The organism is Cyanobium sp. NIVA-CYA 375, assembly GCF_056108345.1.
Genome location: NZ_JBSYHW010000043.1, coordinates 1 through 23,446 on the forward strand (window position 1 = coordinate 1; position 23,446 = coordinate 23,446).

Annotated in this window: 27 protein-coding genes and 1 tRNA gene; 13 read left to right on the forward strand and 15 right to left on the reverse strand. The window is 64.4% G+C overall.

What is annotated here, in order from left to right:
- The first annotated feature begins 129 nt into the window (after nucleotides 1–129).
- Entirely contained in the window at nucleotides 130–1,101 is a 972-nt protein-coding gene (locus AC01FP_RS11210; RefSeq protein WP_474480264.1) for a LysR substrate-binding domain-containing protein, read from the forward strand.
- 22 nt (nucleotides 1,102–1,123) lie between these two features.
- On the opposite strand, the gene AC01FP_RS11215 is transcribed toward AC01FP_RS11210, so the two are convergent.
- Nucleotides 1,124–1,807, reverse strand: a complete 684-nt coding sequence (locus tag AC01FP_RS11215) for a DUF3172 domain-containing protein (protein ID WP_474480265.1) — start codon at nucleotides 1,805–1,807, stop codon at nucleotides 1,124–1,126.
- Nucleotides 1,804–2,181 (reverse strand): NAD(P)H-quinone oxidoreductase subunit M, encoded by a 378-nt coding sequence (locus AC01FP_RS11220; protein WP_474480266.1) that lies wholly within the window; start codon nucleotides 2,179–2,181, stop codon nucleotides 1,804–1,806. Before AC01FP_RS11220 ends, AC01FP_RS11215 begins: the two co-directional genes overlap by 4 nt.
- Before the next feature lie 103 nt (nucleotides 2,182–2,284).
- On the opposite strand from AC01FP_RS11220, the gene pds reads away from it, so the two are divergent.
- Nucleotides 2,285–3,658, forward strand: a complete 1,374-nt coding sequence (gene pds / locus AC01FP_RS11225) for a 15-cis-phytoene desaturase (protein ID WP_474480267.1) — start codon at nucleotides 2,285–2,287, stop codon at nucleotides 3,656–3,658.
- Nucleotides 3,659–3,663: 5 nt separating this feature from the next.
- Complete coding sequence (locus tag AC01FP_RS11230) at nucleotides 3,664–4,572, forward strand: phytoene synthase (protein WP_474480269.1); 909 nt, start codon at nucleotides 3,664–3,666, stop codon at nucleotides 4,570–4,572.
- On the opposite strand, the gene AC01FP_RS11235 is transcribed toward AC01FP_RS11230, so the two are convergent.
- The 3 genes from AC01FP_RS11235 to AC01FP_RS11245 form a co-directional block, all read right to left on the reverse strand.
- Nucleotides 4,560–5,477: an alpha/beta fold hydrolase gene (locus tag AC01FP_RS11235; RefSeq protein WP_474480270.1), complete on the reverse strand. Its 918-nt coding sequence runs from the start codon at nucleotides 5,475–5,477 to the stop codon at nucleotides 4,560–4,562. The genes AC01FP_RS11230 and AC01FP_RS11235 overlap by 13 nt on opposite strands.
- 65 nt (nucleotides 5,478–5,542) lie before the next feature.
- Entirely contained in the window at nucleotides 5,543–5,971 is a 429-nt protein-coding gene (locus AC01FP_RS11240) for an RNA recognition motif domain-containing protein (protein WP_474480272.1), read from the reverse strand.
- A gap of 88 nt (nucleotides 5,972–6,059) precedes the next feature.
- Complete coding sequence (locus tag AC01FP_RS11245; protein WP_474480273.1) at nucleotides 6,060–7,313, reverse strand: tRNA nucleotidyltransferase/poly(A) polymerase-related protein; 1,254 nt, start codon at nucleotides 7,311–7,313, stop codon at nucleotides 6,060–6,062.
- Between the two features lie 28 nt (nucleotides 7,314–7,341).
- Here AC01FP_RS11245 and AC01FP_RS11250 point away from each other — a divergent pair, with 28 nt between their 5' ends.
- From AC01FP_RS11250 to AC01FP_RS11260, 3 genes are read left to right on the forward strand one after another with little or no spacing between them, the layout of a single operon-like run.
- Complete coding sequence (locus AC01FP_RS11250; RefSeq protein ID WP_474480275.1) at nucleotides 7,342–7,593, forward strand: Ycf34 family protein; 252 nt, start codon at nucleotides 7,342–7,344, stop codon at nucleotides 7,591–7,593.
- A 10-nt stretch (nucleotides 7,594–7,603) separates the two neighbouring features.
- Nucleotides 7,604–8,218, forward strand: a complete 615-nt coding sequence (gene tsaB, locus AC01FP_RS11255) for a tRNA (adenosine(37)-N6)-threonylcarbamoyltransferase complex dimerization subunit type 1 TsaB (RefSeq protein ID WP_474480277.1) — start codon at nucleotides 7,604–7,606, stop codon at nucleotides 8,216–8,218.
- Nucleotides 8,218–8,856, forward strand: coding sequence for a YdcF family protein (locus AC01FP_RS11260; RefSeq protein WP_474480278.1), 639 nt, complete (start codon nucleotides 8,218–8,220; stop codon nucleotides 8,854–8,856). The genes tsaB and AC01FP_RS11260 overlap by 1 nt, the downstream gene beginning before the upstream one ends.
- On the opposite strand, the gene AC01FP_RS11265 is transcribed toward AC01FP_RS11260, so the two are convergent.
- The 5 genes from AC01FP_RS11265 to rpaB form a co-directional block, all read right to left on the reverse strand.
- Nucleotides 8,822–9,511, reverse strand: a complete 690-nt coding sequence (locus AC01FP_RS11265; RefSeq protein WP_474480280.1) for a lysophospholipid acyltransferase family protein — start codon at nucleotides 9,509–9,511, stop codon at nucleotides 8,822–8,824. The genes AC01FP_RS11260 and AC01FP_RS11265 overlap by 35 nt on opposite strands.
- Entirely contained in the window at nucleotides 9,508–10,401 is an 894-nt protein-coding gene (gene fabD, locus AC01FP_RS11270) for an ACP S-malonyltransferase (protein WP_474480282.1), read from the reverse strand. The genes AC01FP_RS11265 and fabD overlap by 4 nt, the downstream gene beginning before the upstream one ends.
- A 38-nt stretch (nucleotides 10,402–10,439) precedes the next feature.
- Entirely contained in the window at nucleotides 10,440–11,432 is a 993-nt protein-coding gene (locus AC01FP_RS11275) for a beta-ketoacyl-ACP synthase III (RefSeq protein WP_474480283.1), read from the reverse strand.
- A 98-nt stretch (nucleotides 11,433–11,530) separates the two neighbouring features.
- Nucleotides 11,531–12,844 carry a phosphate acyltransferase PlsX gene (gene plsX, locus AC01FP_RS11280; RefSeq protein WP_474480303.1) on the reverse strand — a complete coding sequence of 438 codons (1,314 nt, stop codon included), beginning with the start codon at nucleotides 12,842–12,844 and terminating at the stop codon, nucleotides 11,531–11,533.
- Entirely contained in the window at nucleotides 12,825–13,595 is a 771-nt protein-coding gene (gene rpaB, locus AC01FP_RS11285) for a response regulator transcription factor RpaB (protein ID WP_474480285.1), read from the reverse strand. Before rpaB ends, plsX begins: the two co-directional genes overlap by 20 nt.
- Nucleotides 13,596–13,708: 113 nt before the next feature.
- On the opposite strand from rpaB, the gene radA reads away from it, so the two are divergent.
- From radA to AC01FP_RS11300, 3 genes are all read left to right on the forward strand, one after another.
- Complete coding sequence (gene radA / locus AC01FP_RS11290; RefSeq protein WP_474480286.1) at nucleotides 13,709–15,163, forward strand: DNA repair protein RadA; 1,455 nt, start codon at nucleotides 13,709–13,711, stop codon at nucleotides 15,161–15,163.
- Between the two features lie 90 nt (nucleotides 15,164–15,253).
- Nucleotides 15,254–15,514: a hypothetical protein gene (locus AC01FP_RS11295; protein WP_474480288.1), complete on the forward strand. Its 261-nt coding sequence runs from the start codon at nucleotides 15,254–15,256 to the stop codon at nucleotides 15,512–15,514.
- Between the two features lie 4 nt (nucleotides 15,515–15,518).
- Nucleotides 15,519–15,950, forward strand: coding sequence for a TA system VapC family ribonuclease toxin (locus AC01FP_RS11300; protein WP_474480289.1), 432 nt, complete (start codon nucleotides 15,519–15,521; stop codon nucleotides 15,948–15,950).
- A gap of 6 nt (nucleotides 15,951–15,956) precedes the next feature.
- Here the strand turns inward: AC01FP_RS11300 and AC01FP_RS11305 are convergent, their stop codons facing one another.
- Nucleotides 15,957–16,478, reverse strand: a complete 522-nt coding sequence (locus AC01FP_RS11305) for a photosystem I assembly protein Ycf3 (protein ID WP_474480290.1) — start codon at nucleotides 16,476–16,478, stop codon at nucleotides 15,957–15,959.
- A gap of 75 nt (nucleotides 16,479–16,553) precedes the next feature.
- Here AC01FP_RS11305 and AC01FP_RS11310 point away from each other — a divergent pair, with 75 nt between their 5' ends.
- Genes AC01FP_RS11310 through AC01FP_RS11320 form a run of 3 tightly spaced genes read left to right on the forward strand, consistent with a single transcriptional unit; the run spans nucleotide 16,554 to nucleotide 20,486 of the window.
- Entirely contained in the window at nucleotides 16,554–18,869 is a 2,316-nt protein-coding gene (locus tag AC01FP_RS11310; protein ID WP_474480291.1) for a heavy metal translocating P-type ATPase, read from the forward strand.
- Nucleotides 18,847–19,539, forward strand: a complete 693-nt coding sequence (gene tmk, locus AC01FP_RS11315; RefSeq protein WP_474480294.1) for a dTMP kinase — start codon at nucleotides 18,847–18,849, stop codon at nucleotides 19,537–19,539. Before AC01FP_RS11310 ends, tmk begins: the two co-directional genes overlap by 23 nt.
- On the forward strand, nucleotides 19,536–20,486 hold the full coding sequence (locus AC01FP_RS11320; protein ID WP_474480295.1) for a DNA polymerase III subunit delta': 951 nt from the start codon (nucleotides 19,536–19,538) through the stop codon (nucleotides 20,484–20,486). Before tmk ends, AC01FP_RS11320 begins: the two co-directional genes overlap by 4 nt.
- Here AC01FP_RS11320 and AC01FP_RS11325 read toward each other — a convergent pair whose 3' ends face one another.
- From AC01FP_RS11325 to AC01FP_RS11340, 4 genes are all read right to left on the reverse strand, one after another.
- Nucleotides 20,487–21,251 carry a response regulator transcription factor gene (locus AC01FP_RS11325; RefSeq protein WP_474480297.1) on the reverse strand — a complete coding sequence of 255 codons (765 nt, stop codon included), beginning with the start codon at nucleotides 21,249–21,251 and terminating at the stop codon, nucleotides 20,487–20,489.
- A 282-nt stretch (nucleotides 21,252–21,533) separates the two neighbouring features.
- A tRNA-Asn gene (locus AC01FP_RS11330) sits at nucleotides 21,534–21,605 on the reverse strand.
- Nucleotides 21,606–21,632: 27 nt separating this feature from the next.
- Nucleotides 21,633–22,316: an ABC transporter ATP-binding protein gene (locus AC01FP_RS11335; protein WP_474480298.1), complete on the reverse strand. Its 684-nt coding sequence runs from the start codon at nucleotides 22,314–22,316 to the stop codon at nucleotides 21,633–21,635.
- Nucleotides 22,317–22,348: 32 nt separating this feature from the next.
- Nucleotides 22,349–22,612 carry a UPF0367 protein family gene (locus AC01FP_RS11340; protein ID WP_474480299.1) on the reverse strand — a complete coding sequence of 88 codons (264 nt, stop codon included), beginning with the start codon at nucleotides 22,610–22,612 and terminating at the stop codon, nucleotides 22,349–22,351.
- A 178-nt stretch (nucleotides 22,613–22,790) separates the two neighbouring features.
- On the opposite strand from AC01FP_RS11340, the gene AC01FP_RS11345 reads away from it, so the two are divergent.
- On the forward strand, nucleotides 22,791–23,446 hold a 656-nt coding region (locus AC01FP_RS11345), incomplete at its 3' end, for a photosynthetic reaction center family protein (RefSeq protein ID WP_474480301.1).

Genomic DNA, 23,446 nt, shown 5'->3' on the forward strand with positions numbered 1-23,446 from the left:
CGCTCATGGCGCTACCCTTAATCAAGGCCGCCTGAATGGCAGCCAAGGAGTGACAACTTTCCTGAAAGTCACCGCCCTTAGAGTTTTGAACTCGCCAGCTGGCAGGCTCCGGCCGATCCAGGCAATCCAATGGCAGACCTGCCCTTCACCCTTGATCAGCTCCGCATACTGCGGGCCATCGCCTCCGAGGGGAGTTTCAAAAAGGCCGCAGACAGCCTTTATGTGACTCAGCCGGCGGTGAGTCTGCAGATTCAGAATTTAGAGAAGCAGCTCAGCGTCAGCCTGTTTGATCGGGGCGGGCGCAAGGCCCAGCTCACCGAGGCCGGCCACCTGCTGCTCAGTTACTGCGACCGAATCCTCAGCCAGTGCCAAGAGGCCTGCCGGGCTCTGGATGATTTGCACAACCTGCGAGGCGGCTCGCTGATCGTTGGCGCCAGCCAGACCACCGGCACTTATCTGATGCCGCGAATGATCGGTCTGTTTCGGCAGAAGTACCCCGAAGTGGCCGTGCAGTTGCAGGTGCACAGCACTCGGCGCACGGGTTGGAGCGTTGCCAATGGCCAGGTGGATCTGGCGATCATCGGCGGCGAGCTTCCAACGGAGCTTTGTGAGCTGCTGCAGGTGGTGCCCTATGCCAGCGATGAGTTGGCCCTGGTGCTGCCGGTGAAGCATCCGCTGGCCCGCTTGCCCGAGCTCACTAAAGACGATCTCTACCGGCTGGGTTTTGTCTGCCTTGATGCCCAGTCGACCACCCGCAAGATGGTCGACCAGCTGCTGGCCCGCTCCGGGCTGGATGTGGGACGGCTCAAGATCGAGATGGAGCTCAATTCCTTTGAGGCGATCAAAAATGCCGTTCAGTCGGGGCTAGGGGCCGCCTTCCTGCCGGTGGTGTCGATTGAACGGGAGCTCTCGGCTGGCAGCCTGCATCGCCCCCAGGTGGCCGACCTGCTGGTGCGCCGCCAGCTGAAGTTGATCACCCATCCAGCCCGCTACTGCTCCCGGGCTGCCGATGCCTTCCGCAAAGAAGTGCTGCCCGTATTTGCTAGCCCCGACAGCCCCCTGCGCCGCCCGTTGCAGCAGGAGGCTCTCCCGCAGAACTGATCTGGTTCAGAGTTGAACTGTTTCAGAACTGATCAGCTTCGGGGGTGACGCCCACCGTGTCGTCAGCTACGCCCTTGGTTAGGAATTTGTTTTGGCTGGTGTCGGTTTGGTAGACGCAGCGCACGATCGGCTTGTCTTTTACTGAGCCGATGTAGGCGAAGGTGTTCATGCGCTGCTTGCACTGGCGCATCTGTTCGTTGGTTACGGCGCCTTCCTTCTGCAACACGCTCCAGTTTTCCCGGCGGATAACGCAGCCGGCCTTGAGCTCCGGCTGGGTCACAAAACTCGAGCTGGGGTTCATGGTGGTGTACAGCTCAATGTCCATCACGAAGGCACTCGCGCCCCACTGGCGGCAGAACTCCGGATCGGGCACCGCCATGTCGAGCTGCTGGCTGCTGGCGATGTTGCCCTGGTCGCCCTGGGTGGTGCTGGAGATGGCGGTGCCGATGCCGATGCCCACCACCAGCACCCCAGCCAGGATCGCCAGGGTGCCCACGTTGAACTGAAAGGGGCCAGTGCCGCCGGGACCAGTGCCGCCAGGACCACCAGGGCCGCCTTTATTGCCGCCCCCGGCCGGCCGCCTGGGCTGCTCATTGCGGCGACCGCCCCGCTCATAGGCATCCTCTGCATAGCGCCCTCCGGGGGGGCGCCCCTCATCCGGGCGCTCACTGGGGTAACGATCTGAGCTGTAGCGGGAGCGGCTCACAGGCTTTCAGTGCTGCGGGGCAGGCCCATTGAGAAGTTGAGCACCCGGGCATCCGGGTTGTAGCGAAGCTCGCCGGCCTGGAGAAGCTGGCGAATTAGCCCTTCCAGCTGCGAACCGATCTGGCGCAAGGTGTATTCGGTGAGGTCGGCGCCGGCTTGGGCGGCCACCAGCTCGCGGAAGTGGTCTTGCACCTTGGCCAGCACCGGGGCGTCCCAGAGGAACTCGTTGTCGGGATCCACATCCATGGTGAGCTGGCTGGGATCAGCCAGCAGGTTGCCGTCCTCCACCCGGGCGGTGAACAGCCGCACGTGGCGGGTGGTGGACTTCAGCAAGGTCTCTGCAGGTCGGGATTCGTCAGGGAGTGAGTCGGCCATGGGGAGGGGATTGCGGACACCCAATGAATTAACTCTAGAAACCTCCCAAGCCGCGGGGGTCAGGCGCCCCCTTTAAGGTTGCATCTGGATTTTGAAACTGGGTATGCGCGTCGTCATTGCCGGAGCAGGGCTCGCCGGGCTGTCGTGCGCCAAGTACCTCTGTGACGCCGGCCATACGCCGGTGGTTGTCGAAGCCCGTGACGTGCTGGGCGGCAAGGTGGCGGCCTGGCAGGACGAAGACGGCGACTGGTATGAGACCGGCTTGCACATCTTTTTCGGCGCTTACCGCAACATGCGCCAGCTGTTTAAGGAGCTGGATATCGAAGACCGTCTGCAGTGGAAAAGCCACTCGATGATCTTCAACCAGATGGAGACGCCAGGCACCTACAGCCGCTTTGACTTCCCCGACATCCCCGCCCCCTTTAATGGTTTGGCGGCCATCCTCAGCAACAACGACCTGCTCACCTGGCCCGAGAAAATTGCCTTCGGCATTGGCTTGGTGCCGGCAATTCTGCGCGGCCAGCAGTATGTAGAAGAATGCGATAAGTATTCCTGGACCGAGTGGCTGAGGCTGCACAACATTCCCGAGCGGGTCAATGATGAGGTATTCATCGCCATGGCCAAGGCGCTCAACTTCATTGATCCCGATGAAATCTCCAGCACGGTGGTGCTCACCGCCCTAAATCGCTTCCTGCAAGAGGGTGATGGCTCCAAGATGGCCTTCCTCGATGGCAACCCACCGCAGCGGTTGTGCCAGCCGATCGTCGATTACGTCGAGGCCCGTGGCGGGGAAGTTCACCTGAATTCTCCGTTGCGCCAGATCGAGCTCAATGACGATGGCACGGTTAAGGCTTTCCAGATTGGGGGCATTAAGGGCCAGGAGCCCCGCACGCTCACGGCCGACGCCTACGTGAGCGCCATGCCGGTGGATCCCTTCAAGCTGCTGCTGCCTGAGGCTTGGAAGCAAATTCCCTATTTCAAGAAGCTCGACGGCCTCAATGGCGTGCCGGTGATCAATATTCACCTGTGGTTTGATCGCAAGCTCACCGATATCGACCACCTGCTGTTCAGCCGCAGCCCGCTGCTGAGCGTCTATGCAGACATGAGCAACACATGTAAGGAATACGAGGATTCGGAGCGTTCGATGCTGGAACTGGTATTCGCCCCAGCCAAAGACTGGATTGGCCGCTCTGACGAGGACATTGTGGCTGCCACGTTGGAGGAGCTCAAGCGCCTGTTCCCGATGCACTTCACTGGCAACGACCAAGCCACGCTGCGCAAGTCGATCGTGGTCAAAACACCGCTTTCGGTTTACAAAACCGTGCCTGGCTGCCAGCAACTGCGGCCAGATCAAGCCTCGCCGATCCCTAACTTCTTCCTGGCCGGCTGCTACACCATGCAGCGCTATTTGGCCTCAATGGAGGGGGCGGTGCTGAGCGGTAAGCAGTGTGCTCAGGCGATTGGTGCGGCGGTCTAGTTGTGGTGGTGTCCTCGCTCCCAAATCTGGAGGTGGCCTATGAGGCCTGCCGGCAAGAGACGGCCGAGTGGGCAAAGACCTTTTATCTGGGCACCTTGCTGATGCCGCCGGCTAAGCGCCGGGCGATTTGGGCGATTTATGTCTGGTGTCGCCGCACAGATGAACTGATGGATAGTGCGGAAGCTCAGGCCCGTCCTGTGGCAGAGCTGGCAGATCGCCTGGATGCCTGGGAGGCACGCACTAGGGCCCTGTTTGCTGGCGAGATTTGTGATGGTCTCGATCTAGTTATGCGGGACACAATGGAGCGCTACCCCCAACCCCTGCATGCTTATTTAGATATGATCGAGGGTCAAAGGATGGATCTGCGCCTGCACCGCTATCCCACCTTCAAAGACCTAGAGCTCTACTGCTATCGGGTCGCTGGGACGGTCGGTCTGATGACTCAGGAGGTGATGGGACTAGACCCTGCCTATACAAGCGCCCCATGGAGTGATCGGCCGGACACCTCCCAAGCAGCAGTAGCCCTCGGCATCGCTAACCAGCTCACCAACATTCTTCGCGATGTGGGCGAGGATCGCTCTAGAGGACGCATTTACCTTCCCCAGGAAGATCTTGAGCGATTTTGTTATAGCGAAGCCGAGCTACTTGCTGGCACGGTGAATGACAACTGGCGTGCACTGATGCGCTTCCAGCTAGAGAGAGCCCGGACGTGGTTTGCCCGCTCTGAGGCGGGAGTGCGCTGGCTTGCTCCCGACGCTCGTTGGCCCGTGTGGGCATCCCTGCGGTTGTATAGGGGCATTCTTGATGTAATTGAAGAGCATCACTACGACGTTTTTAACAAGCGAGCCTTTGTGCCTAGGGCTGGCAAGTTATTCGACCTTCCTTTTTCCTATCTGGTCGCTCAAGTGCGCTGAGTAGCGCCCTCAATCCACTCCAGTAGTATTGAATTCACTAGCTCAGGTGCTTCGTCGTGGGGGCAGTGGCCCAGCCCTGGCAGCAGCCGTAAATCCTTTATGCAGGAGTATTGCTCGGCCCAGTTGCGTGCTTCGGCTGGATCCTCCCAGGGATCGGCTTCCCCCCAAATCATGCGCACCGGCAGCGCTGGGGTGGCGGCGCTTAGATCTCCAAGCAGCTCCGGGGCCAGGTGGTCGTTAAACAGGTTGACGAAGCCGCGAAAGCTTTCCGTGGCTCCTGGATCGGTGCTGGGCCGGTGCAGCAGGGCTACCAGCTCATCGTCGACGTGGGCACCACTTGGGTAGGCCCGCGCCAGCACGCTGCGGATAAAGGCCGGCTGGGCTAGCAGGCGAAACAGGGGCACGATCACCCAGCGCTGCCGTACCAGCTGCTTTACCAGGGGGCGGCTGACCCGCTCCCAGCCCGGCAGCTGGGCAGCCCGTTTGTCGTCGAGGGTGCGCTGGGCGCAGTCGATCAAGATCACCTGGAAGGGTGGGAACCCCTCAGCCAATAGCAGCCTGGCTGCGGTGAGGGCCACCATGGCGCCGATGGAGTTGCCCACCAGGTGCACGCGGGGGGGTTCTGAGCTGCTGCCAGGTTCAGCCAGAAGCAGCTGCCGCACCGCGTCGGCCACCTGGCGGCCCCAGAGGTCGAAGCAGTACTGAACTGCGCCCTGCCTTGGCGGCTCTTGAGCTAATCGGGAAACAGGCTTATCGCTGGCACCAAAGCCCAGGAGGTCTAGGGCGAGCACCCGGGCATAGGGAGCAAGGGCTGGCAGGTTGTGGCGCCAATGGCCCACAGACGCCCCAAAGCCATGGATAAGCACAATCCGCTCTGGGCTGCTTGGCGCCCCGGCTGTGAGCATGTGGATCCGATGTCCATGCCAGCTCCAATAGCTGGAGATCGGATCCGTATCAGGAAGAGTTGCGTTCAGACAGCAGCCTTCTGGTTGGCCAGAAGATCCTTGAGCTTGGCTAGTTCGCCGGCCCAGCGGGGGTCTGGGGCTTCGCTATCGACGTTGTCGGCGTGCACAACCTTGTTGACAGCCTTGCGGGCAGCGGTGGGAGCCGCGCCACCGGGGCGACGCTCGCCGGGGGCAGGGCTGCGGCTGTCCTTGCGCTCAGAAATTTCGATGCGCAGGGCGTTGCCGCCGAAGTCCTTGCCGTTGAGCTGCTCGATCACCGTTTCGGCAGTTTTTTGATCGTCGACGTTGGCAAAACCGAAGCCGCGGCAAGCGCCGGTGTCGCGGTCGTTGACGGCCTTGAAACGCACCCCTTCACCCACGGCACTGAACAGAGCCTCGAGCTCTTTGGCATCAAAGGTCTGCGGCAGGTTGCCGACGTAGAGGCGAATGCTCATGGGGAAGGGAAGAAAAAACTTTCTGCAGGCGAGGAGAAGCCTCTCGATGCGCCTTTGCATCAGAAAGTTAATCACGGCGAGGGTCCGTTTAACCGTCATGCCCGTGCTGCTGCCACCAGCTTTGTGCCGCAGCAAGCGCTTCAGCTCGGGCTTCCGGCCCTGCAGCAAGGCGCCCAAAGGCTCGCTCGAGCGTCAGATGTGCGAGCAGGCGCCCGAGCAGGCGCCCTGGGGGAATCGCCAGTTCCCGCTGCAGGCTGCGGCCATCCACAGGCGGCCCTGGATGGAACAGGGGGTCGCTTGGCAGGCGCCAGCGCTCCAGCAGCTCTGCTGCCGACTGGGGTAGCAGCAGCAACAGGGCGGGCAGATCGGCCTCCAATTCGCTGCATAGGGCCAGGCGTCCAGCCTCCGGCAGCCCATCCCAGCCACCCGCCCTGCCCAGCTCCTGACGCCAGTGGCGCAGGGTCCGGCAGCGTTGTTGCAGGCGCCGGCTGCTGCGCAGGCCGGCTAGGGCTTCGGGGGGCAGCAGGGCAGTTAGCCGCGCCAGCGGCAGGGCCCAGGAGATTTCTTCGGCTTGCAGGCCCCGCTCCTGGGCTTGCTCCAGGCCCAGGAGCGGGGCGGTTGCACCGCTGGGGGTGGCGGCATCGGCGCCCCAACTACGTAATAGGCCGCATTCCAGGGCCAGCGATAAGCCGGTTTCTCCCCTGGGAGCGGTGGCCAATTTCTCCAGTTCCGCCAGCACCCTTTCGCCGGCTACCTGGGCCAGCTGGCTGGCATGGGATTCGATCCAGCGGCGGCTGGTGGGCTCTAGTTCAAAGTTCAGGCAGCAGGCCAGGCGGATGCCCCGCAGCAGGCGCAGGGGGTCGGCCAGCAGGTTTGCTTCGCTCACCGCCACCAGCTGGCGGCGGCGCAGGTGGCTGAGGCCGCCGGTGGGGTCCACCAGGGCTGCCGCGGCGGCGCCGGCGGCGGGCAGGGGTAGGGCGATGGCGTTGATTGTGTAGTCCCGGCGCCCCAGGTCTGCTTCCAGGTTCGAACCTTCCTGGCGGGCCAGGTCGAGGTTCCAGCCCCGCAGCACCAGCCGGGCGATGCTGCGCTCCGCATCCAGCACCACGCAGCTGCCCCCATGGATCCTGGCCAGCTGGCGGGCCAGGGCGAGGGCATCCCCAGGCACGACTAGGTCTAGGTCGGGTTGGCGCTCCAGGCGCCCTAATAGACCGTCGCGTACGGCGCCGCCCACTAGGGCCGTGCCAGGCGGTAGGGCCTCTAGGGGAAGGGGCCAGGGCTCGGCCAGCAGGCGCTGCCAGAGCTCTTCTGCCACCTCGCCAGCGGGGCGGTGAGCCGTCACAATGGGCTGCTGGCTCAGCCTGGGCAGCATGTGCATCTGCGTGGATTGCCACTGGGTCGACCGCTGTCAGGCCTACCACGCGGTGGAGCGCCAGCACGGCGTACCCCACCTCTGCCTGGAGCCCGATCTCAGCCCGAGCGAGCCACGCATTCACGTGCAGGTGCAGGATCTCCCCGCAGGTGGGGTGGGAGTGGAGTGGGACGTGCGCGCCTGCGGCAGTTTTCAGCGGGATGCCGGCCGTTGGCAGCGTCTCTGCCCCGGTGTAGCCACGCCGCGATGAGGACAAGCTGATGGCTGCCGTTTTGGCTTTGCATAGCTCCAGTGAGGTGCTCGGCGTAGGAGTCCGCTGGCTAGACGGGCCAAGCGCTCTGGCGGGCAGCACTGCGGTGCGCGCCTTTCCCCTCGGCCGCGAGCTCTCCAAGCAACTGTTCAGCTGCATTGAGCAGCTATTGCCCGCTGAGCAGTGGCCCCAGCTCAGCCGCCTGGCGGTGGCCACTGGCCCAGGCGGGTTCACCGGCACCCGGCTCACGGTGGTGCTGGCCCGCACCCTGGCCCAGCAGTTGCAGTTGCCCCTCGATGGGGTGGGCAGCTTTTTGCTGGTGGCCCGGCGGCTGGGGATTGGCGAGCCAACCTGGCTGGTGCAGGAGCTGCCGCGCCGCGGCGTGGTGGCTGGGCTCTATGCCCCTGCGGGCCCAGATCAAGGCATCGTGGAGCTTGAGGAGCCCCGGCTGTTCGCTCCAGGTACGCCCTTGCCGCCGGGTCCCCAGCTTTCCGCAGAGGCCTTGCTGCCCGACGACGTTGAGCAATTGCTGCAGCTGAGTGTTCAGGCGGCTCACCTGGGCGTGGCAGCTCCCTGGCAGCCCGTGCTGCCCTCCTACCCCACCTCGCCGGTGGCCGGGCTCTGATGTCCCAACCCGATCCGGCGCGCCTTCCTCCCCTTAGCGGCGTCCAGGGGCGCTCCCGCAAGCTGCGTCCCCGCAGGGGTCGTGCGAGCCCCTGGGGGCTGCTGGCGCTGCTGCTGGCCGGTGGTTTTCTTTGGCTTTCGCGCGGCTGGTGGTGGCCGGCGCCCCCAACCCCCCAGATGATCCTGGTGCTGGGCGGCGATGTGGCGCGGGAGCGGGAGGCGGCGGCTTTGGCGGCCCGCCAGGGGCTGCCGGTGGTGGTGAGTGGCGGCAGCAATCCCGAATATGCCCATTGGTTGTTTGAGCAACGCCAGGGGTTGCCGCCCCACCAGGTGCAGCTCGACTACCGCGCCCGGGACACCCTCTCCAATTTCACTTCCCTGGTGGACGATCTGCGCCAGGCCCGCATCCGCCATGCCCTGCTAGTCACCAGCAGCGACCACATGGACCGGGCCCTGCTGGTGGGCAGGATCGTGGCTGGCAGCCGCGGCATCCACCTCACGCCGGTGCCGGTTTCCTGTGGTGATCGCTGCCAGCCGGAGGGCAGGCGCAAGGTGTGGGGCGACGGACTGCGGGCGGCCGTGTGGGTGCTGAGTGGCCGTGACCTCAGGGGCTGGGCGGGCCCAGCTGGTGGCCGTTGATCAGCCCCTGGTCAAGCAGGGCATTGATCTGGGCCTGGCAGGCGGCCGTGGCGACGTCGAGGTCGGCGCGCCGCCGTGAGGCGGGCGCTGGAATTGGCGTGCCAATGCGGATGTGAATGGGCAGTAGCCGTGCGCCGGCTTGCCCCGGGCCCAGGGCCCGGTGGCTGTTGATAATCGCCACAGGCAGCAGGGGCACGCCGGCGCGGGCTGCCAGCAGGGCGGCGCCAGCCTGGGGATCATTCACCCGGCCATTGGCCTGGCGGGTGCCGTCGATGAATACGCCGGTGGCCCAACCCTCGAGCAGGCGGTTGGTGGCGGTGCGGATGGCCTCGCGGTCGCTGGCGCCACGGGACACCGGGTAGGCGCCGCAGGCCCGGATGATGGCGCCGAGTATCGGCACCCTGAACAGCTCTGCCTTGGCCATGAAGGCCACTGGCCGGCCTAGGGCGTGGCCAAGTAGGGGTGGATCAAGGTGGGAGCCGTGGTTGGCCACCACCACCAAAGCCCCCTGCTTCGGCACGTTGCCGTTGCCGGCGGTGCGACCGCGAAACAACAACCGGTAAATCGGAAAAACCAGCAGGTGGCTGATCAGCCGGTAGGTGAGGCTGGGCCGCGGTGTGCGGATCAGGGCCGGCAGCTGGCTGGATTGGCTCATAGCGCCAGGTCGGCGGCGCTGCTGATCTGGGCGGTGTGGATGCCTGGGCAGCTGCGTTTGATTAGGCCGCTAAGCACGGCTCCAGGACCAATCTCCACGGCGGTTTCTATGCCCAGATTCCTGAACTGCGCCATCGTTTCGCGCCAGCGCACGCCAGTGGTCATCTGATTGACCAGGCGGGCCTTGAGCGCCGCTGCGCTGGTTTCGGGGCTGGGATCGGTGTTGCTGAGCACGGGAATCGCCGCATCGGTGAAGGCGACCGATTCCAGCTCGGTGGCAAAGGCGGCGGCGGCTGCCGCCATGAAGGGGGAGTGGAAGGCGCCGCTGACGGCCAGGGGAATGGCCCGCTTGCACGTCAAGTTGCTGCTGACGGCTGCCACCGCCTCGGGGCTGCCGGAGAGCACCACCTGGGCGTCGCTGTTGTCGTTGGCAACTACCACCCCTTCAGTGGCTGCCACCAGGTCATCCAGTTCACCCCGGTCGAAACCCATCACCGCCGTCATGGCGCCGCCGCCGGCAGCCGCCATCAAGGTGCTGCGGCTTTTCATCAGCTGCAGCCCGGTGCCGAAGTCGAACACCCCCGCTACATGCAGGGCGACCAGTTCGCCCAGGCTGTGGCCAGCTACCAGTTGGGGCGCGCGGCCTTGGGCCTGCAGGGCTTCTGCCAGCAGGCTTTCGATTACAAACAGGGCCGGTTGGGTGTTGCGGGTGTCGTTGAGATCGCCTAAGTCGGCGTCGGTCGCTGTGCCGGAGCAGATCGCCAGCAGGTCTCGGCCCAGCAGGGCTGAGGCTTGCTCGAAACGCTCCCGGGCTCCAGGCAGCTCCAAAACCGGCTCTGCCATGCCCACTTTTTGCGAGCCCTGGCCAGGAAACACCCAGGCAATGCCCATGCCGACACCCTCTGACTAAGTCGGCTGGAGATTAGGTCTCAGCAAGTGGGGCCCTGCCAGCGCAGGAGTGCTGCTCCCCAGCTAAGGCCGGCGCCAAAGCCGCTGCTGGCCAGCAGATGGCCCGGCTGCACTCGGCCATCCTTGACCGCTTCATCCAGCATCAATGGAATCGTGGCGGCTGAGGTGTTCCCGTAGAGTGCCAGGTTGCTCAGCACCTGGCTATGGGCTATAGCGAAGCGGTCGGCGACGGCGTCGAGGATGCGCTGGTTGGCCTGATGCAGCAGCAGCCAGTCGAGCTGCCCGGGGGCGGTGCCGGTGGCCTCCAGCAACTCACTGAGAATTGCCGGCACCTCTCGCACCGCAAATTTGTAAACCTCCTGGCCGTTCATCTGGATCGGCGCAAAGCCGCCCTGCTGGGCCGTGAGCTCCCCGAGCAGGGGTGCGTGTCTGTCCAGCTGGGCAAGGGTTAGACAGCTGTTGCGGCTGCCGTCGGAGCGCATGCGGAAACCCAGCAGGCCGCTTTCGCCTGCTTCGCAGGCCTCCACCGCCACGGCGCCGGCACCATCGCCGAACAGCACGCAGGTGCTGCGGTCGTCCCAATCGACCCAGCGACTGAGCTGGTCGGCGCCGATCACCAGGGCCCGCTTCATGGCGCCGCTGCCTAGGTATTGGCTGGCGGTGATCAGGGCAAACAGAAAGCCGCTGCAGGCGGCGGTGAGATCGAAGGCCACCGCCCGCCTGGCCCCCAAGGCCCCCTGCACCCGCGGCGCCGTACCGAATAAATCGTCGGGACTTGAGGTGGCCAGCAGGATCAGGTCGACATCCTCTGGGCTCCAACCGGCGTGGTCGAGGGCGGTCTGGGCGGCGCGGCTGGCCAGGCAGGTGAGGGATTCGCTGGGGCCGGCGATCCGGCGGGAGCCGATGCCAGTGCGGGTGCGGATCCACTCGTCGTTGGTGTCAACCCGCTCGCTGAGTTGCTGATTGGTGATGCTGGCTGCCGGCACGGCGCTACCGCAACCCACCAGGGCCATGCCCAGCAGACAGGATGATTTTGGCGCTGGTGTGTTGACTCCGCCGAGCGACACCGGGAACGGCTCACAGTGGGCTCAGTCAATCACAAGCGACTGGCTTATTTAGGGCTGCCCGTTTCGCTGAGGGCGTGGAGGTTGGCCATTACGCCATGGCTGGCAGCGGAGTGGGCTAGGCGCAGGGCGCTGAGTACCGAGAGGGCCTTGCTGCTGCCGTGGCCGATCACGCACACCCCATCTACGCCTAGCAGCAAGGCGCCGCCGTGTTCGGCATGGTCGAGGCGCTTTTTGATGCGGCGCAGGTTGTTGATCAAAAAGGCCGAACCCACCTTGCCGCGGCGGCCCCGGGGTAGTTCCTCCTTGATCACATCCAGCAGCACGCTGCCAACGGATTCCAGGAACTTCAACAGCACGTTGCCAGTGAAGCCATCGCAGACCACCACGTCGAAGTTGCCGGAGAGAATGTCTCGACCTTCGCAGTTGCCTGCGAATGCAAAGCGCTTCTCCTCGGCTAGCAGCGGGTAGGTGCGTAGGCAGAGCTCATTGCCCTTGCACTCCTCTTCGCCAATGTTCACTAGGCCGATGCGGGGCCGGGCCACCTGCAGCACATCGCGGCTGTAGATGTGGCCCAATAGGGCCCACTGGTGCAAATAGGCGGGCTTGCAATCCATGTTGGCGCCCACATCCAGCACCAGCACCTGCTGTTCGGTGTCTTTAGTTGGAAATAGGGCGCCGATGGCGGGACGGTCGATATTTTTAAGACGGCCGAGACGAAAGATCGCTGAGGCCATCACGGCGCCGGAGTTGCCAGCGGAGTAAACGGCGGTCGCCTGGCCTTGTTTAACTAGGTCCATGGCCATGTTGATGCTGGCGTCGCGCTTTTTGCGCACCACCGTGGCCTCTTCATTCATGCCCACCGAGGGGCCGCTGGCCACTAGCTCGATCAACCCCCGGGCCACGGCTTCGTTGACTTGATCCTGGAGGCCCATGGCGGCCACGGCGGCCTGAAGCAGGGTCGCTTCGGCCACGAAACGCACCCGCAGGGGCAGCAGTTCCACGGCCCGCAGGCAACCCTCCAGGATCGGCCCAGGGGCGTGGTCGCCGCCCATGCCATCTACCGCTACCCAGAGGCGGTCGGCGTCGTTGATCGGGGTGTCTTCGCCCGGACCGCCCAGGCCCCGTTGCAGGCGGCGCAGGGGGTCGAACACCAGCGGTTGCAGCACCGTGTTGGCCATGTTGCCGGCCACGCTTGTAGCGGTGCCGGCAACGTTTCCAGCCGTGTTGGCGGCGGAGCTGGCTGCAGAAGTGGCGCTATCCACCAGGCTGGTCACCGCCGCGTTACGGCGATACCAGATCACCAGCCTGCGGATGGCCCGGCTGGGTTTGGCGCGCTTGTCAGGTCCCTTCGGAAGCAACGGCGTCAACGATGCGTTGGAACAGGTAGCCGGTGCCGCGAGCCGTGAGGATCAGCTCGGGATTGGCAGGATCATCCTCCAGTTTGGAGCGCAGCCGTGAAATGTGGACATCAACCACTCGGGTATCTACGTGACGCTCCGGGGTGTAGCCCCACACATCCTTGAGAATTTCGCCCCGGCTGAACGGTTCGCCGCTGCGGCTCACCAGCAGCTCCAGCAGGCTGAACTCCATGCCGGTGAGGCGGATGCGCTCATCACCTCGATACACCTGACGCTTGTTGGTGTCGATGCGCAGGTCGCCCACCGTGATCACGCCGGAATTAGGAGAACCGGCGATGGACTCCTTTCCCGACCGCCGCAACACGCAGCGGATGCGGGCCTCAAGTTCCTTGGGGCTGAAGGGTTTCACCACATAGTCGTCAGCTCCGAGCTCCAGGCCGGTGATGCGGTCTGCCACATCGCCCAGGGCGGTCAGCATCACGATCGGCACATCCGATTCCTTGCGCAGCTCCTGGCAGACGCCGTAGCCATCCAGGCGCGGCATCATCACGTCGAGCACCACCAGATCCGGCTGGGTGGTCTTGAACAATTCAAGGGCTTCGATGCCGTCGCTGGCCGTGACCACCTGATAGCCGATCATCGATAGCCGGGTATCCAGGATCCGCCGGATGCTGGCTTCATCGTCAACGACCAGGATGATCTCCTTGCCGTGATTGTTCCCGAGGGTGGCGGTGGGGGCGGAGGCCGTCATCACTGCAGCCGGGCTGCTACATCAGATAGCCCCCACTGAAAAGGCGAGAGGGGGCGAAATTTCATTCAATGCCACCTTTCTTCATACAGCTCTTCCTCGTTAGCCCCTAGTTCGTGGCCAAGCCCAGCACCTTTTTTGTCTGCACCAGCTGTGGTGCCCAGGCCCGCCAGTTTTTTGGCAAGTGCGCCAGCTGCGGCAGCTGGAACACCTTGGTGGAGCAAAAGGCTGCCCCGGCCGCCGACAGTCGACGCCGGCGGCCGGTGGCCGAGGTTGCTGCCGCTGAAGGCGTTGTCGCCGGCCAGCCGCGGCGCTCCGAGCCGATCCAAGCGGTGGGTGAGCGGGCCTTGCAGCGGCTCAGCAGCGGCTATGGCGAGTTCGATCGGGTGTTGGGCGGCGGTTTGGTGCCTGGCTCCCTGGTGCTGGTGGGCGGCGACCCGGGAATTGGCAAAAGCACCCTGCTGCTGCAGAGCGCCCGCGCCATGGCGGCGCGGGCGTCGGTGCTCTACGTGAGCGCGGAGGAGTCGGCCCAGCAGGTGAAGTTGCGCTGGCGCCGCCTGGCCGAGGCCACACCTGGCGAAGCCGAAGTTGGTGAAAGCGAAGCTGGGGCTGATTTTCAGCTGCTCGCCGAAACCGACCTGGAGCTGGTGCTGCAGGAGCTGGAGGCGTTGCGGCCAGCGGTGGCGATCATTGATTCGATCCAGGCCCTTCATGACGCCGAACTCGGCAGCGCCCCTGGTTCGGTGTCCCAGGTGCGGGAATGTGCTGCCGCCCTGGCCCGCATTGCCAAGCGCCAGGACACGGCCCTGCTGCTGGTGGGCCACGTCACCAAGGAGGGCGCCCTGGCGGGCCCGAAGGTGCTCGAGCATCTTGTGGATGCGGTGCTCACCTTTGAGGGCGACCGCTTTGCCAGCCACCGGCTACTGCGGGCGGTGAAAAACCGCTTCGGCGCCACCCATGAGCTGGGGGTGTTCGAGATGCGCGATCGGGGCCTGGCCGAGGTGACCAACCCCAGCGAGCTATTCCTTGGCAGCGATGAACCCAGCGCCGGCACCGCCACGATCGTGGCCTGCGAGGGCACCAGGCCCCTGGTAGTGGAAATGCAGGCCCTGGTGAGCACCACCAGTTACGCCAGCCCGCGCCGCAGCGCCACCGGTATCGCCGTTAATCGCTTGCACCAGATTTTGGCCGTGCTCGAAAAACACCTGGGCCTGCCCCTGTCGCGGTTCGACTGCTACCTGGCGGTGGCCGGCGGTTTGGAGGTGGAGGAGCCGGCGGCGGATCTCGGCGTGGCCGCGGCGGTGGTGGCCAGCTACCGCGACCTCACCTTGCCGCCCGGCACGGTGCTGGTGGGGGAGCTGGGTCTGGGTGGCCAGTTGCGGCTCGTGGGGCAGCTGGAGCTGCGGCTGCAGGAGGCGGCGCGGCTGGGTTTCACCCGGGCGGTGGTGCCGAGGGGTACGGGCCTAGCCAAGGCCGCTGCCGGTATGGGTCTGCAGCTGCTGGAGGCCGGTGGCGTGGCCGAGGCCCTGGTAGCCGCCCTGGGGGTGAATCCGGCGGATGATCGGGGCTAAACCCCGCCGCCTGCGACCTGCTCGCTGGCACGGATCATCTTGATGCAAGCTATCTGCACTATGATGATTTGTCGGCACTAAGTTGATTTGATGCGCACCACGCTCACTATCAACGACTCGCTTTACGAGCAGGCGAAGGTGCAGGCCGCTCGTGAAGGCAGCACGGTTGGCTTGGTGTTTGAGGCGGCCTTGCAGTTTTATCTCGATCGAGCCCGTCTGTTGATGCAGGTAGAGCTGCCCCCTATGCCTGTCCAGGGCGGTGGCTTTCTGCGCTCGGGAGTTGACCTCGACGACCTCTCAAAACTGCAGGAGCTGCTCGATGAAGAGCTGACTTTGAATCGGTTGCGCTGATTTGATGTACTGCGTCGATGTCAACGTGCTGGTGCAGGCCTGCGTGGCCGCTTCACCAAGACACCAGCTGGCCCGCTCCTGGCTGCTTGCCCACCGAGCATCTCCAGAGGGGCTTGGCCTGTTTTCTGTTGTGGTCAGTGGTTTTTTTAGGGTTGCCACCGATCGCCGCGTGTTCAGCGAGCCCATTGATTCAGCTGCCGCTGTGGCCTTCATCGACAGTCTCACCGCCTCGATTGCAGTGTCCGTTCTCGACCCCGGGCCCCGCCATTGGGGCCTGTTTCGTCAGATGGTGTTGGAATATCAGCCAAGCTCGGCAGATATGACTGATGTTTACTTGGCAGCGGCGGCTCAGGAGCTAAATGCCACCTGGGTTTCCTTTGACCGTGGCTTTGCCCGCTTTAAAAAATTGCGCTGGCTCAACCCTGCCGATATGTGATCCGGTTCAGAAATACACGTCGACGCTGCCCCGACCGCTGGTTTTGAGCCAGTTCTGGGCTTCGATGTAGTTGTTTGGTGCCAGGCGGATCGCCTTGCCCCAGAAGTCGGCGGCCTGATCGAAACAGCGATCAGCCTCATCGGCATCGCCGCGCTCCTCTGCGATCGAACCCAGGTGATGGTGGATCACCGCGATGTTGTTGAGGGCCTGGGGCATTTTGCTGTTGAGATCCAGGGCCTGGCCGTAGAAGTCGAGGGCCTTGGCGTGGTCACCGTTGGAGGCAAACACCAGCGCCATGTTGTAAAGAATGAAGGCCCGGTCGTTGGGGTCGTCTTCGAGGGTGAGCGCCTCTTCATAGTTTTCAAGGGCTTCTGCGTATTCGCCATCGGCCTGGGCGCTCATGCCGTCGCGGTAATAGGCAAAGGCCTCCTTGGCGCGTCGGTTGGTGGGCAGCACCTTGAGGATCAGGTCGGCCATCACCGTGAAGCTTTTATCGATGAAGTTGTCGTTGCGTTGACTGCGGGGCACGGATTAGCGGCGGACTTCGTGGGCCCATCCTGGCGGATGTCCCTAGCCTGAGTTGATCCAATTTCTTACCTGGCCTTGCATTCGCTCCAGGAGCCGCCTCTGCTGGAGCCCCTCTTGCTGGAGATCGAGGGGATGAAATGCGGTGGCTGCGTGCGGGCCGTTGAGCAGCGCCTGCTGGATCAACCCGGTGTGCGCCAGGCCAGCGTCAACCTGCTAACCCGCACTGCCTGGGTCGACCTCGCCTCTGCGCAAGTGGATCCGGGGGCGCTGCTCCAGGCATTGGCCGCTCTGGGTTTCCAGGCGCGGCTGCGCTCCACGGAGGCTGAGGTGTCGAGTCGCCGGGAGCGCTTGCAGGCGCGCAGCTGGTGGCAGCAGTGGCGCCAGCTGCTGGTGGCCCTAGTGCTGCTCCTGGTTTCCGTGCTCGGCCATCTGCCGGTGGCGGGGCTAGGTGCCCTTTGGATTCACGCCTTGGTGGCCACTTCGGCCTTGGCTGGGCCTGGCCGACCGATTCTGGTGCGGGGAATTCAGGGAGCCCTAGCTGGCTTGCCCAGCATGGACACCCTGGTGGGGCTGGGGGTGCTCAGTGCCTATGGGGCCAGCCTGGTGGCCTTCCTTTGGCCCCAAACCGGCTGGCCATGCTTTTTCAATGAGCCGGTGATGCTGCTCGGTTTCGTGCTTCTGGGCCGCTTCCTGGAGGAACGGGCCCGCTTCCGCACCGGCCGGGCCCTGGAGCAGCTCGCCGAACTCCAACCAGACACTGCTCTGCTGCTGCTCGGCGATGGGCCGCCGCGCCCGGTGCGGGTTGGCGGCCTTCGCCCCGGGGACCGGGTTCAGTTGCTGCCCGGAGACCGGGTGCCAGTTGATGGCGTGGTGCTGGAGGGCTGCTCGGCGGTGGATGTTTCAGGTCTTACCGGCGAACCGCTGCCCCTGCAGGCCGCTGCTGGCAGTGAGCTCGCCGCCGGCAGCCTCAACCTGGAGGCCCCCCTTGTGCTGGAGGTGAGTCGCCGTGGGGCCGACAGCGCCATCGCCCGGATCATCCACCTGGTGGAGCGGGCCCAGGCGCGTAAGGCACCGATTCAGGCCCTTGTCGACCGGATTGCCGGGCGCTTCACCATTGTCGTACTGGCGTTAGCGCTGGCCACCTTGCTGTTTTGGTGGCTGCTGGGCACCCAGCTCTGGCCGCAAGTGCTCCACTCGACCCATGCGGTGGGTCATGCCGGGGGCCACGCCGGCCATGGGGTGCTGGGTACCAGCGCCGAAACTCCCTTTGCCCTGGCCCTGCAACTGGCAATTGCGGTACTGGTGGTGGCTTGCCCTTGCGCCTTGGGCCTAGCCACCCCCACTGCCATCACGGTGGGCACTGGTCGGGCGGCCCGAGAGGGCCTGCTGTTTCGTGGCGGCGATGCGATTGAAACCGCTGCCCGGCTCCAGGCTGTGCTGTTCGATAAAACCGGCACCCTCACCTTGGGGCGTCCCCTAGTGGCGGCGGTAGAGCCCCTCGGTGATTTGGATGCCGATCGGCTGGTGCAATTGGCTGCCAGCCTTGAAGCAGGCACACGCCATCCCCTTGGCCATGCCCTGCTGCAGGAGGCCCAACGCCGCGATCTGGCGTTATTGGATTTGAGTGACTCCCACACCACTGCCGGTGAAGGCGTGGCGGGCTTGGTTGAGGGCCGCCGGCTGCGGGTCGGGCGGCTGGCTTGGGTGGCAGCGGCGCCCTCAGCCGAATTGCTCGCCCGCCAGGCCCTACTCGAGTGTCATGGGGCCAGTGTGCTGGCCGTGGCCGACGATCAGCAGGGTCTGCTTGGGTTGGTGGCGGTAGAGGACCAGCCCCGCCCGGACGCGGCGGCGGTGCTGGCAGCTCTGCGGGGTTTGGACCTGGAGCTCGGCCTGCTCAGTGGCGATCGGCGTGAGCCGGTGCAGCAGCTAGGCAGCAGGCTGGGTCTTGCCGAGGCCGAGCTGGCCTGGGAACTGCGGCCCGAGCAGAAGCTGGAGCGAATCCTGCAGCATCCGGCCCGCGGCGCCTTGGCGATGGTGGGCGACGGCATTAACGACGCCCCGGCGTTGGCGGCGGCAGACCTTGGCATCGCAGTCGGCACTGGCACCCAGATCGCCCAGGACAGCGCCGATCTGGTGGTGATGGGCGAGCAGCTTGACGGCATTGTGCGGGCCCTGTTGCTGGCCCGCCGCACCATGGCCAAGGTGCGGCAAAACCTTGTCTGGGCCTTCGGTTACAACTTGATCGTGCTGCCTTTGGCGGCCGGCGTGCTGCTGCCTGGCTTTGGGATGTTGCTCACCCCGCCGCTGGCTGCCCTGCTGATGGCCCTTAGTTCGATCACGGTGGTGGCAAATGCCCTGTTGCTGCAGGATGGAAGTAACCATTCCCGCTGATTTCCAGGTGGCAGAGCCGGCAGTGGCTACCCGGGGCCGGTTTGTGGTGCTCGAGGGCATTGATGGTTGTGGCAAGAGCACCCAGCTCGAGGCCCTGAGCCGCTGGTTGCCCACCAGTGGCTTGCTGGCTGCCGGGGCCGAGCTGGTAGTGACCCGGGAGCCCGGTGGCACTGCCCTGGGGGCAGCCCTGCGCCAGCTGCTGCTGCACCCCCCGGGTGAGGCGGCACCGCAGCCGATGGCCGAGCTGCTGCTCTATGCCGCCGATCGGGCCCAGCACGTGGAGCAGTGCATTCGTCCGGCACTGGCGGCCGGCCATTGGGTGCTGAGTGATCGCTTTAGCGGCTCTACGGCTGCTTACCAGGGTTATGGCCGCGGCCTCGACCTGGCCCGCATCGCCCAGCTGGAGCAGCTGGCTACAGGAGGCCTGGCTCCCGATCTCACCCTGTGGCTGGAGTTGCCCCTGGCCGAATCCCTGCGCCGCCGCGGTGAGCGCACTGCCGACCGCATTGAGGCCAGCGGAGAGGTCTTTCTGCAGCGGGTTATCGATGGTTTTGCGGTCTTGGCCGCAGGGCGGGGCTGGCGGCGGGTTGATGCGACTGGGGCACCGGAGCAGGTGGCGGCAGCGTGCCGCGGTTTGGTGGAAGAGCTTGTTGCAGGTTCGCCCCCATGACGCCCCTGTTTGATGACCTGCTTGGACAGGACAGGGCCGTTGCCCTGCTGGAGGCCTCACTGGTTAAGCAGCGACTGGCGCCGGCCTATCTGTTTGCCGGCCCAGATGGGGTGGGGCGGCGGCTGGCGGCGTTGCGGTTTCTGGAGGGCGTGCTGGCGGGGCTTGCGGGCGATGCCGGTATCCGCCGGCGTCTGCAGGAGGGAAACCACCCAGATCTGCTCTGGGTCGAGCCCACTTATCAGGACAAAGGCCAGTTGGTGCCGGCTTCCAAGGCGGAGGAGTTGGGCTTGGCGCGGCGGGCTGCACCCCAGTTGCGGCTTGAGCAGATTCGCGACGTTTCGCGCTTTTTATCCCGTCGGGCCGTGGAAGCCAGGGGCTGTGTGGTGGTGCTGGAGCACGCCGAGGCGATGGCCGAGGGGGCAGCCAATGCCTTGCTCAAAACCCTGGAGGAGCCCGGTGAGGGCTTGCTGATCTTGATCGCAGCGACACCAGAGCAGCTGCTCACCACGATTCGCTCTCGCTGCCAGCAGATCCCCTTCACCAGGCTCAGCGCCGAGCAGCTGGCTGTGGTGTTGGAGCGCTGCGGTGAGCCCGCCCCTACGGCAGATCCACCCGAATTGCTGGAGCTGGCTGCCGGATCACCGGGGGGGCTGCTGCGTTGCCGCCAGGCCTGGGCCGCCCTGCCGGAGGGGCTCACCGCCAGATTGCTGGATTTGGGCGTATCAGCGGAGCCCCTGCAGGCCCTTTCCCTGGCCAGGGATCTTGCCGAGGCGCTCGATGCCGAGCAACAGCAATGGCTGCTTGGCTGGTGGCAGCTGGCCTTATGGCGACGCCAAGCCCCGGTGGCCCAGCTCCAGCGCCTTGAACGTCTGCGCAGCCAGCTGCGCGCCTACGTCCAGCCGCGTCTGGCTTGGGAGGTGGCGTTGCTGGAGTTGGCCGGCATCTGATCAGCTGGCTTGGACCTGGCGAGCTTCCCGAATCATGGGCACCAGATCGGCTAGCTGCTCATCGCTGGATAATTCAAGGCAGTATCCGGCGCCGTAAACGGTTTTGATGAAGCGCGGCTTGCGGGGATCGGGTTCGAGCTTGGTGCGCAGGTGGCGCACGTGCACCCTGATGGTCTCGATGTCGTCGTCAGGTTCGTAGCCCCACACCTCCTTGAGGATCAGCGAGGGTGCCACGGTTTGGCCGTGGCGCTGCAGTAGGCAGTGCAGCAGTTCAAATTCCAGGTGGGTGAGGCGTACCGGCGCGTCAAACCAGATGGCCTCAAAGCGCTCCGGCACCAGGGTGAGACAGCCGTAGCTGAGAATTTCGTTGTGCTTGGCGGAAAGGGGGGCATGGTCGCTGCGGCGCAGCAGAGCTTTGACCCGCACCATTAGCTCCTCGAGATCGAAGGGCTTGGGGAGGTAGTCGTCGGCGCCGGAATTAAAGCCGCTCACCTTGTCTTTGATGCTGCCAAGAGCCGTGAGCATCAAGATCGGGATCTTGGCGGTGCGCTCATCACGGCGCAGCCGCTGGCAGAGGGTGAGGCCATCCACCTTGGGCAACATCAGATCCAACAAGATCAGATCGGGGCCGTATTGAAGGGCCAGAGCCTGGCCCTTGATGCCGTCATCGGCACGTTGCACGTCGAAGCCGCCATGCTCCAGATGACCTGCCACAAGCTCGCGCATGTCGCTGTCGTCTTCGATCAGCAGGATGCAGGGCTTCATGGAATCAAGTGGTGGAGCAATCGCTGCCACTGCAGCGAATTTGAAGGCATTTTCTCCGTTTTTGCTGGGATCGGCGAGCTTCTGGTGCCGATTAGGGGCTGGCTGAAACGATTTTTTGCTTCTTGCTGCGGCTCCTTGCAGCCAGTTGAATCGCCAAGGCCAGTAAGGATCTGCCCAAGAGCCACGATGCCTGGCTGGGATCTTCAGGATTTCTTCCTAGTTTTTTGTAGCGGTTTAAGCATGAAAAAACCGCAACCCGGAGGCTGCGGCTGAGTGATCAAGCTCCCCGGGCGGGATTCGAACCTGCGACCAATCGATTAACAGTCGATCGCTCTACCGCTGAGCTACCGAGGAAGGTGCCGGCAAACCGGTTTGAAGACCTTACCCTTCGGCCCTGCCGCCCTGCAAGGGGGCCAATCGCTGGGCTAGCTGCTGTCCGTTCTGCCAGCTCCCCACGGAGCCGTGCTCCATCAAGGCGGCGCCATCGCAGTGCTGCAGCTCCTCAAGCCGGTGGGTGATCCAAAGGGCAGTGAGGGGGGCTGCGGGCCGGTGGGTGAGCTGCCAGAGCAGCTTTAAAACACCGCTTTGGCTGTCGGGATCTAGGAGGGCGGTTGGTTCATCGAGCAGCACCAGATCTGCAGCACTGGCTAGGGCGCCGGCTATGGCCAAGCGCTGCTTCTGGCCGCCGCTGAGGGTGTGGATCGGCCGCTCTTCAAAGCCACTTAATTCCACTTGGGCAAGGGCTTGCGCCACTCTCAAGCGCCGCTCATCTCTACCCAGATTTGCTGGCAGGCCGAGTTGCAGGTCGCTGGCGCAGCTGGGTAGCAGCAGCTGATGGTCTGGGTTTTGAAAAACCAGTGCGGCCTTGCCCGCAGCGTGGATACGGCCGCTGCGGGGCTCCAGCAGGCCGGCGATCAACCGCAGCAACGTGCTCTTGCCACTGCCATTTGTGCCCACCAGCATCCATAGCCCTGGCTTGGGGATCTGCAGGGTGCAATGGCGCAGCGCGGGGCGGCCGTTGGGCCAGGCGAAGCTCAGCCGCTCAACGGTGAGAGGAGGAATCATGAGCGGGTGGCTTCAGGAAGGTGCCGGGGGTCTCAGCTGTCGAAGCTGAAACCGGGGCGCTTGCCGCCGCTGCCCGTGGCTGATTTTTCATATAGCTGCACCGCCACTACTTCACTGCAAAGCAGGGTGATGCGCTTGTCCTCCTCCTTCTCGCAGGTGAGTTCCAGCATTCGGGGGCCGTCGCCTTCGAGCACCTGACGCACCTGGTGGTAGAGGGTCTGGGCATCGTTCAGCTCCTTGCGCTGCACGGCAACAGGCATGGGGCTGAGCTTGAGGGAGAGCTCTACTACGTACATAGATGGGGGTTGGGCAGACCCCACTGTGGCGAATCCCGCCCCCCATGGTGCAAGACGCAACTTGCGCAAAACGCAACTGATGGCTCCTAGGTAAATCTGCTCAGCGTTGCGAGGGGTCTGCGCACTTGACGGTTATGACCCGTATTATTCCGATGTAACGCTTCATGAAGCCGCTCTCATGACGATCGCCTTAGGCCGCGCGCCACAGCGGGGATGGTTCGACATCCTCGATGACTGGCTCAAGCGCGACCGCTTCGTATTTGTGGGTTGGTCTGGTCTGCTGCTGTTCCCCACGGCCTATTTGGCCCTGGGTGGCTGGCTGACCGGCACCACCTTTGTCACTTCCTGGTACACCCACGGTATTGCCAGCTCCTATTTAGAGGGCTGCAACTTCCTCACCGCTGCTGTCAGCACCCCTGCTGATGCCATGGGTCACTCCCTTCTCCTTCTCTGGGGTCCGGAAGCCCAAGGCGACTTCGTGCGCTGGTGCCAGCTCGGTGGCCTCTGGCCTTTTGTGGCCCTGCACGGCGCCTTCGCTCTGATCGGCTTCATGCTGCGTCAGTTCGAGATTGCCCGTCTGGTGGGCATTCGCCCTTACAACGCCATCGCCTTTTCTGGCCCGATCGCGGTGTTCGTCAGTGTTTTCCTGATGTACCCCCTCGGCCAGAGCAGCTGGTTCTTTGCTCCCTCTTTCGGGGTGGCAGCAATTTTCCGCTTCCTGCTCTTCCTGCAGGGCTTCCACAACTGGACGCTCAACCCCTTCCACATGATGGGAGTGGCCGGCATCCTCGGCGGTGCTCTGCTGTGCGCCATCCACGGCGCCACGGTCGAGAA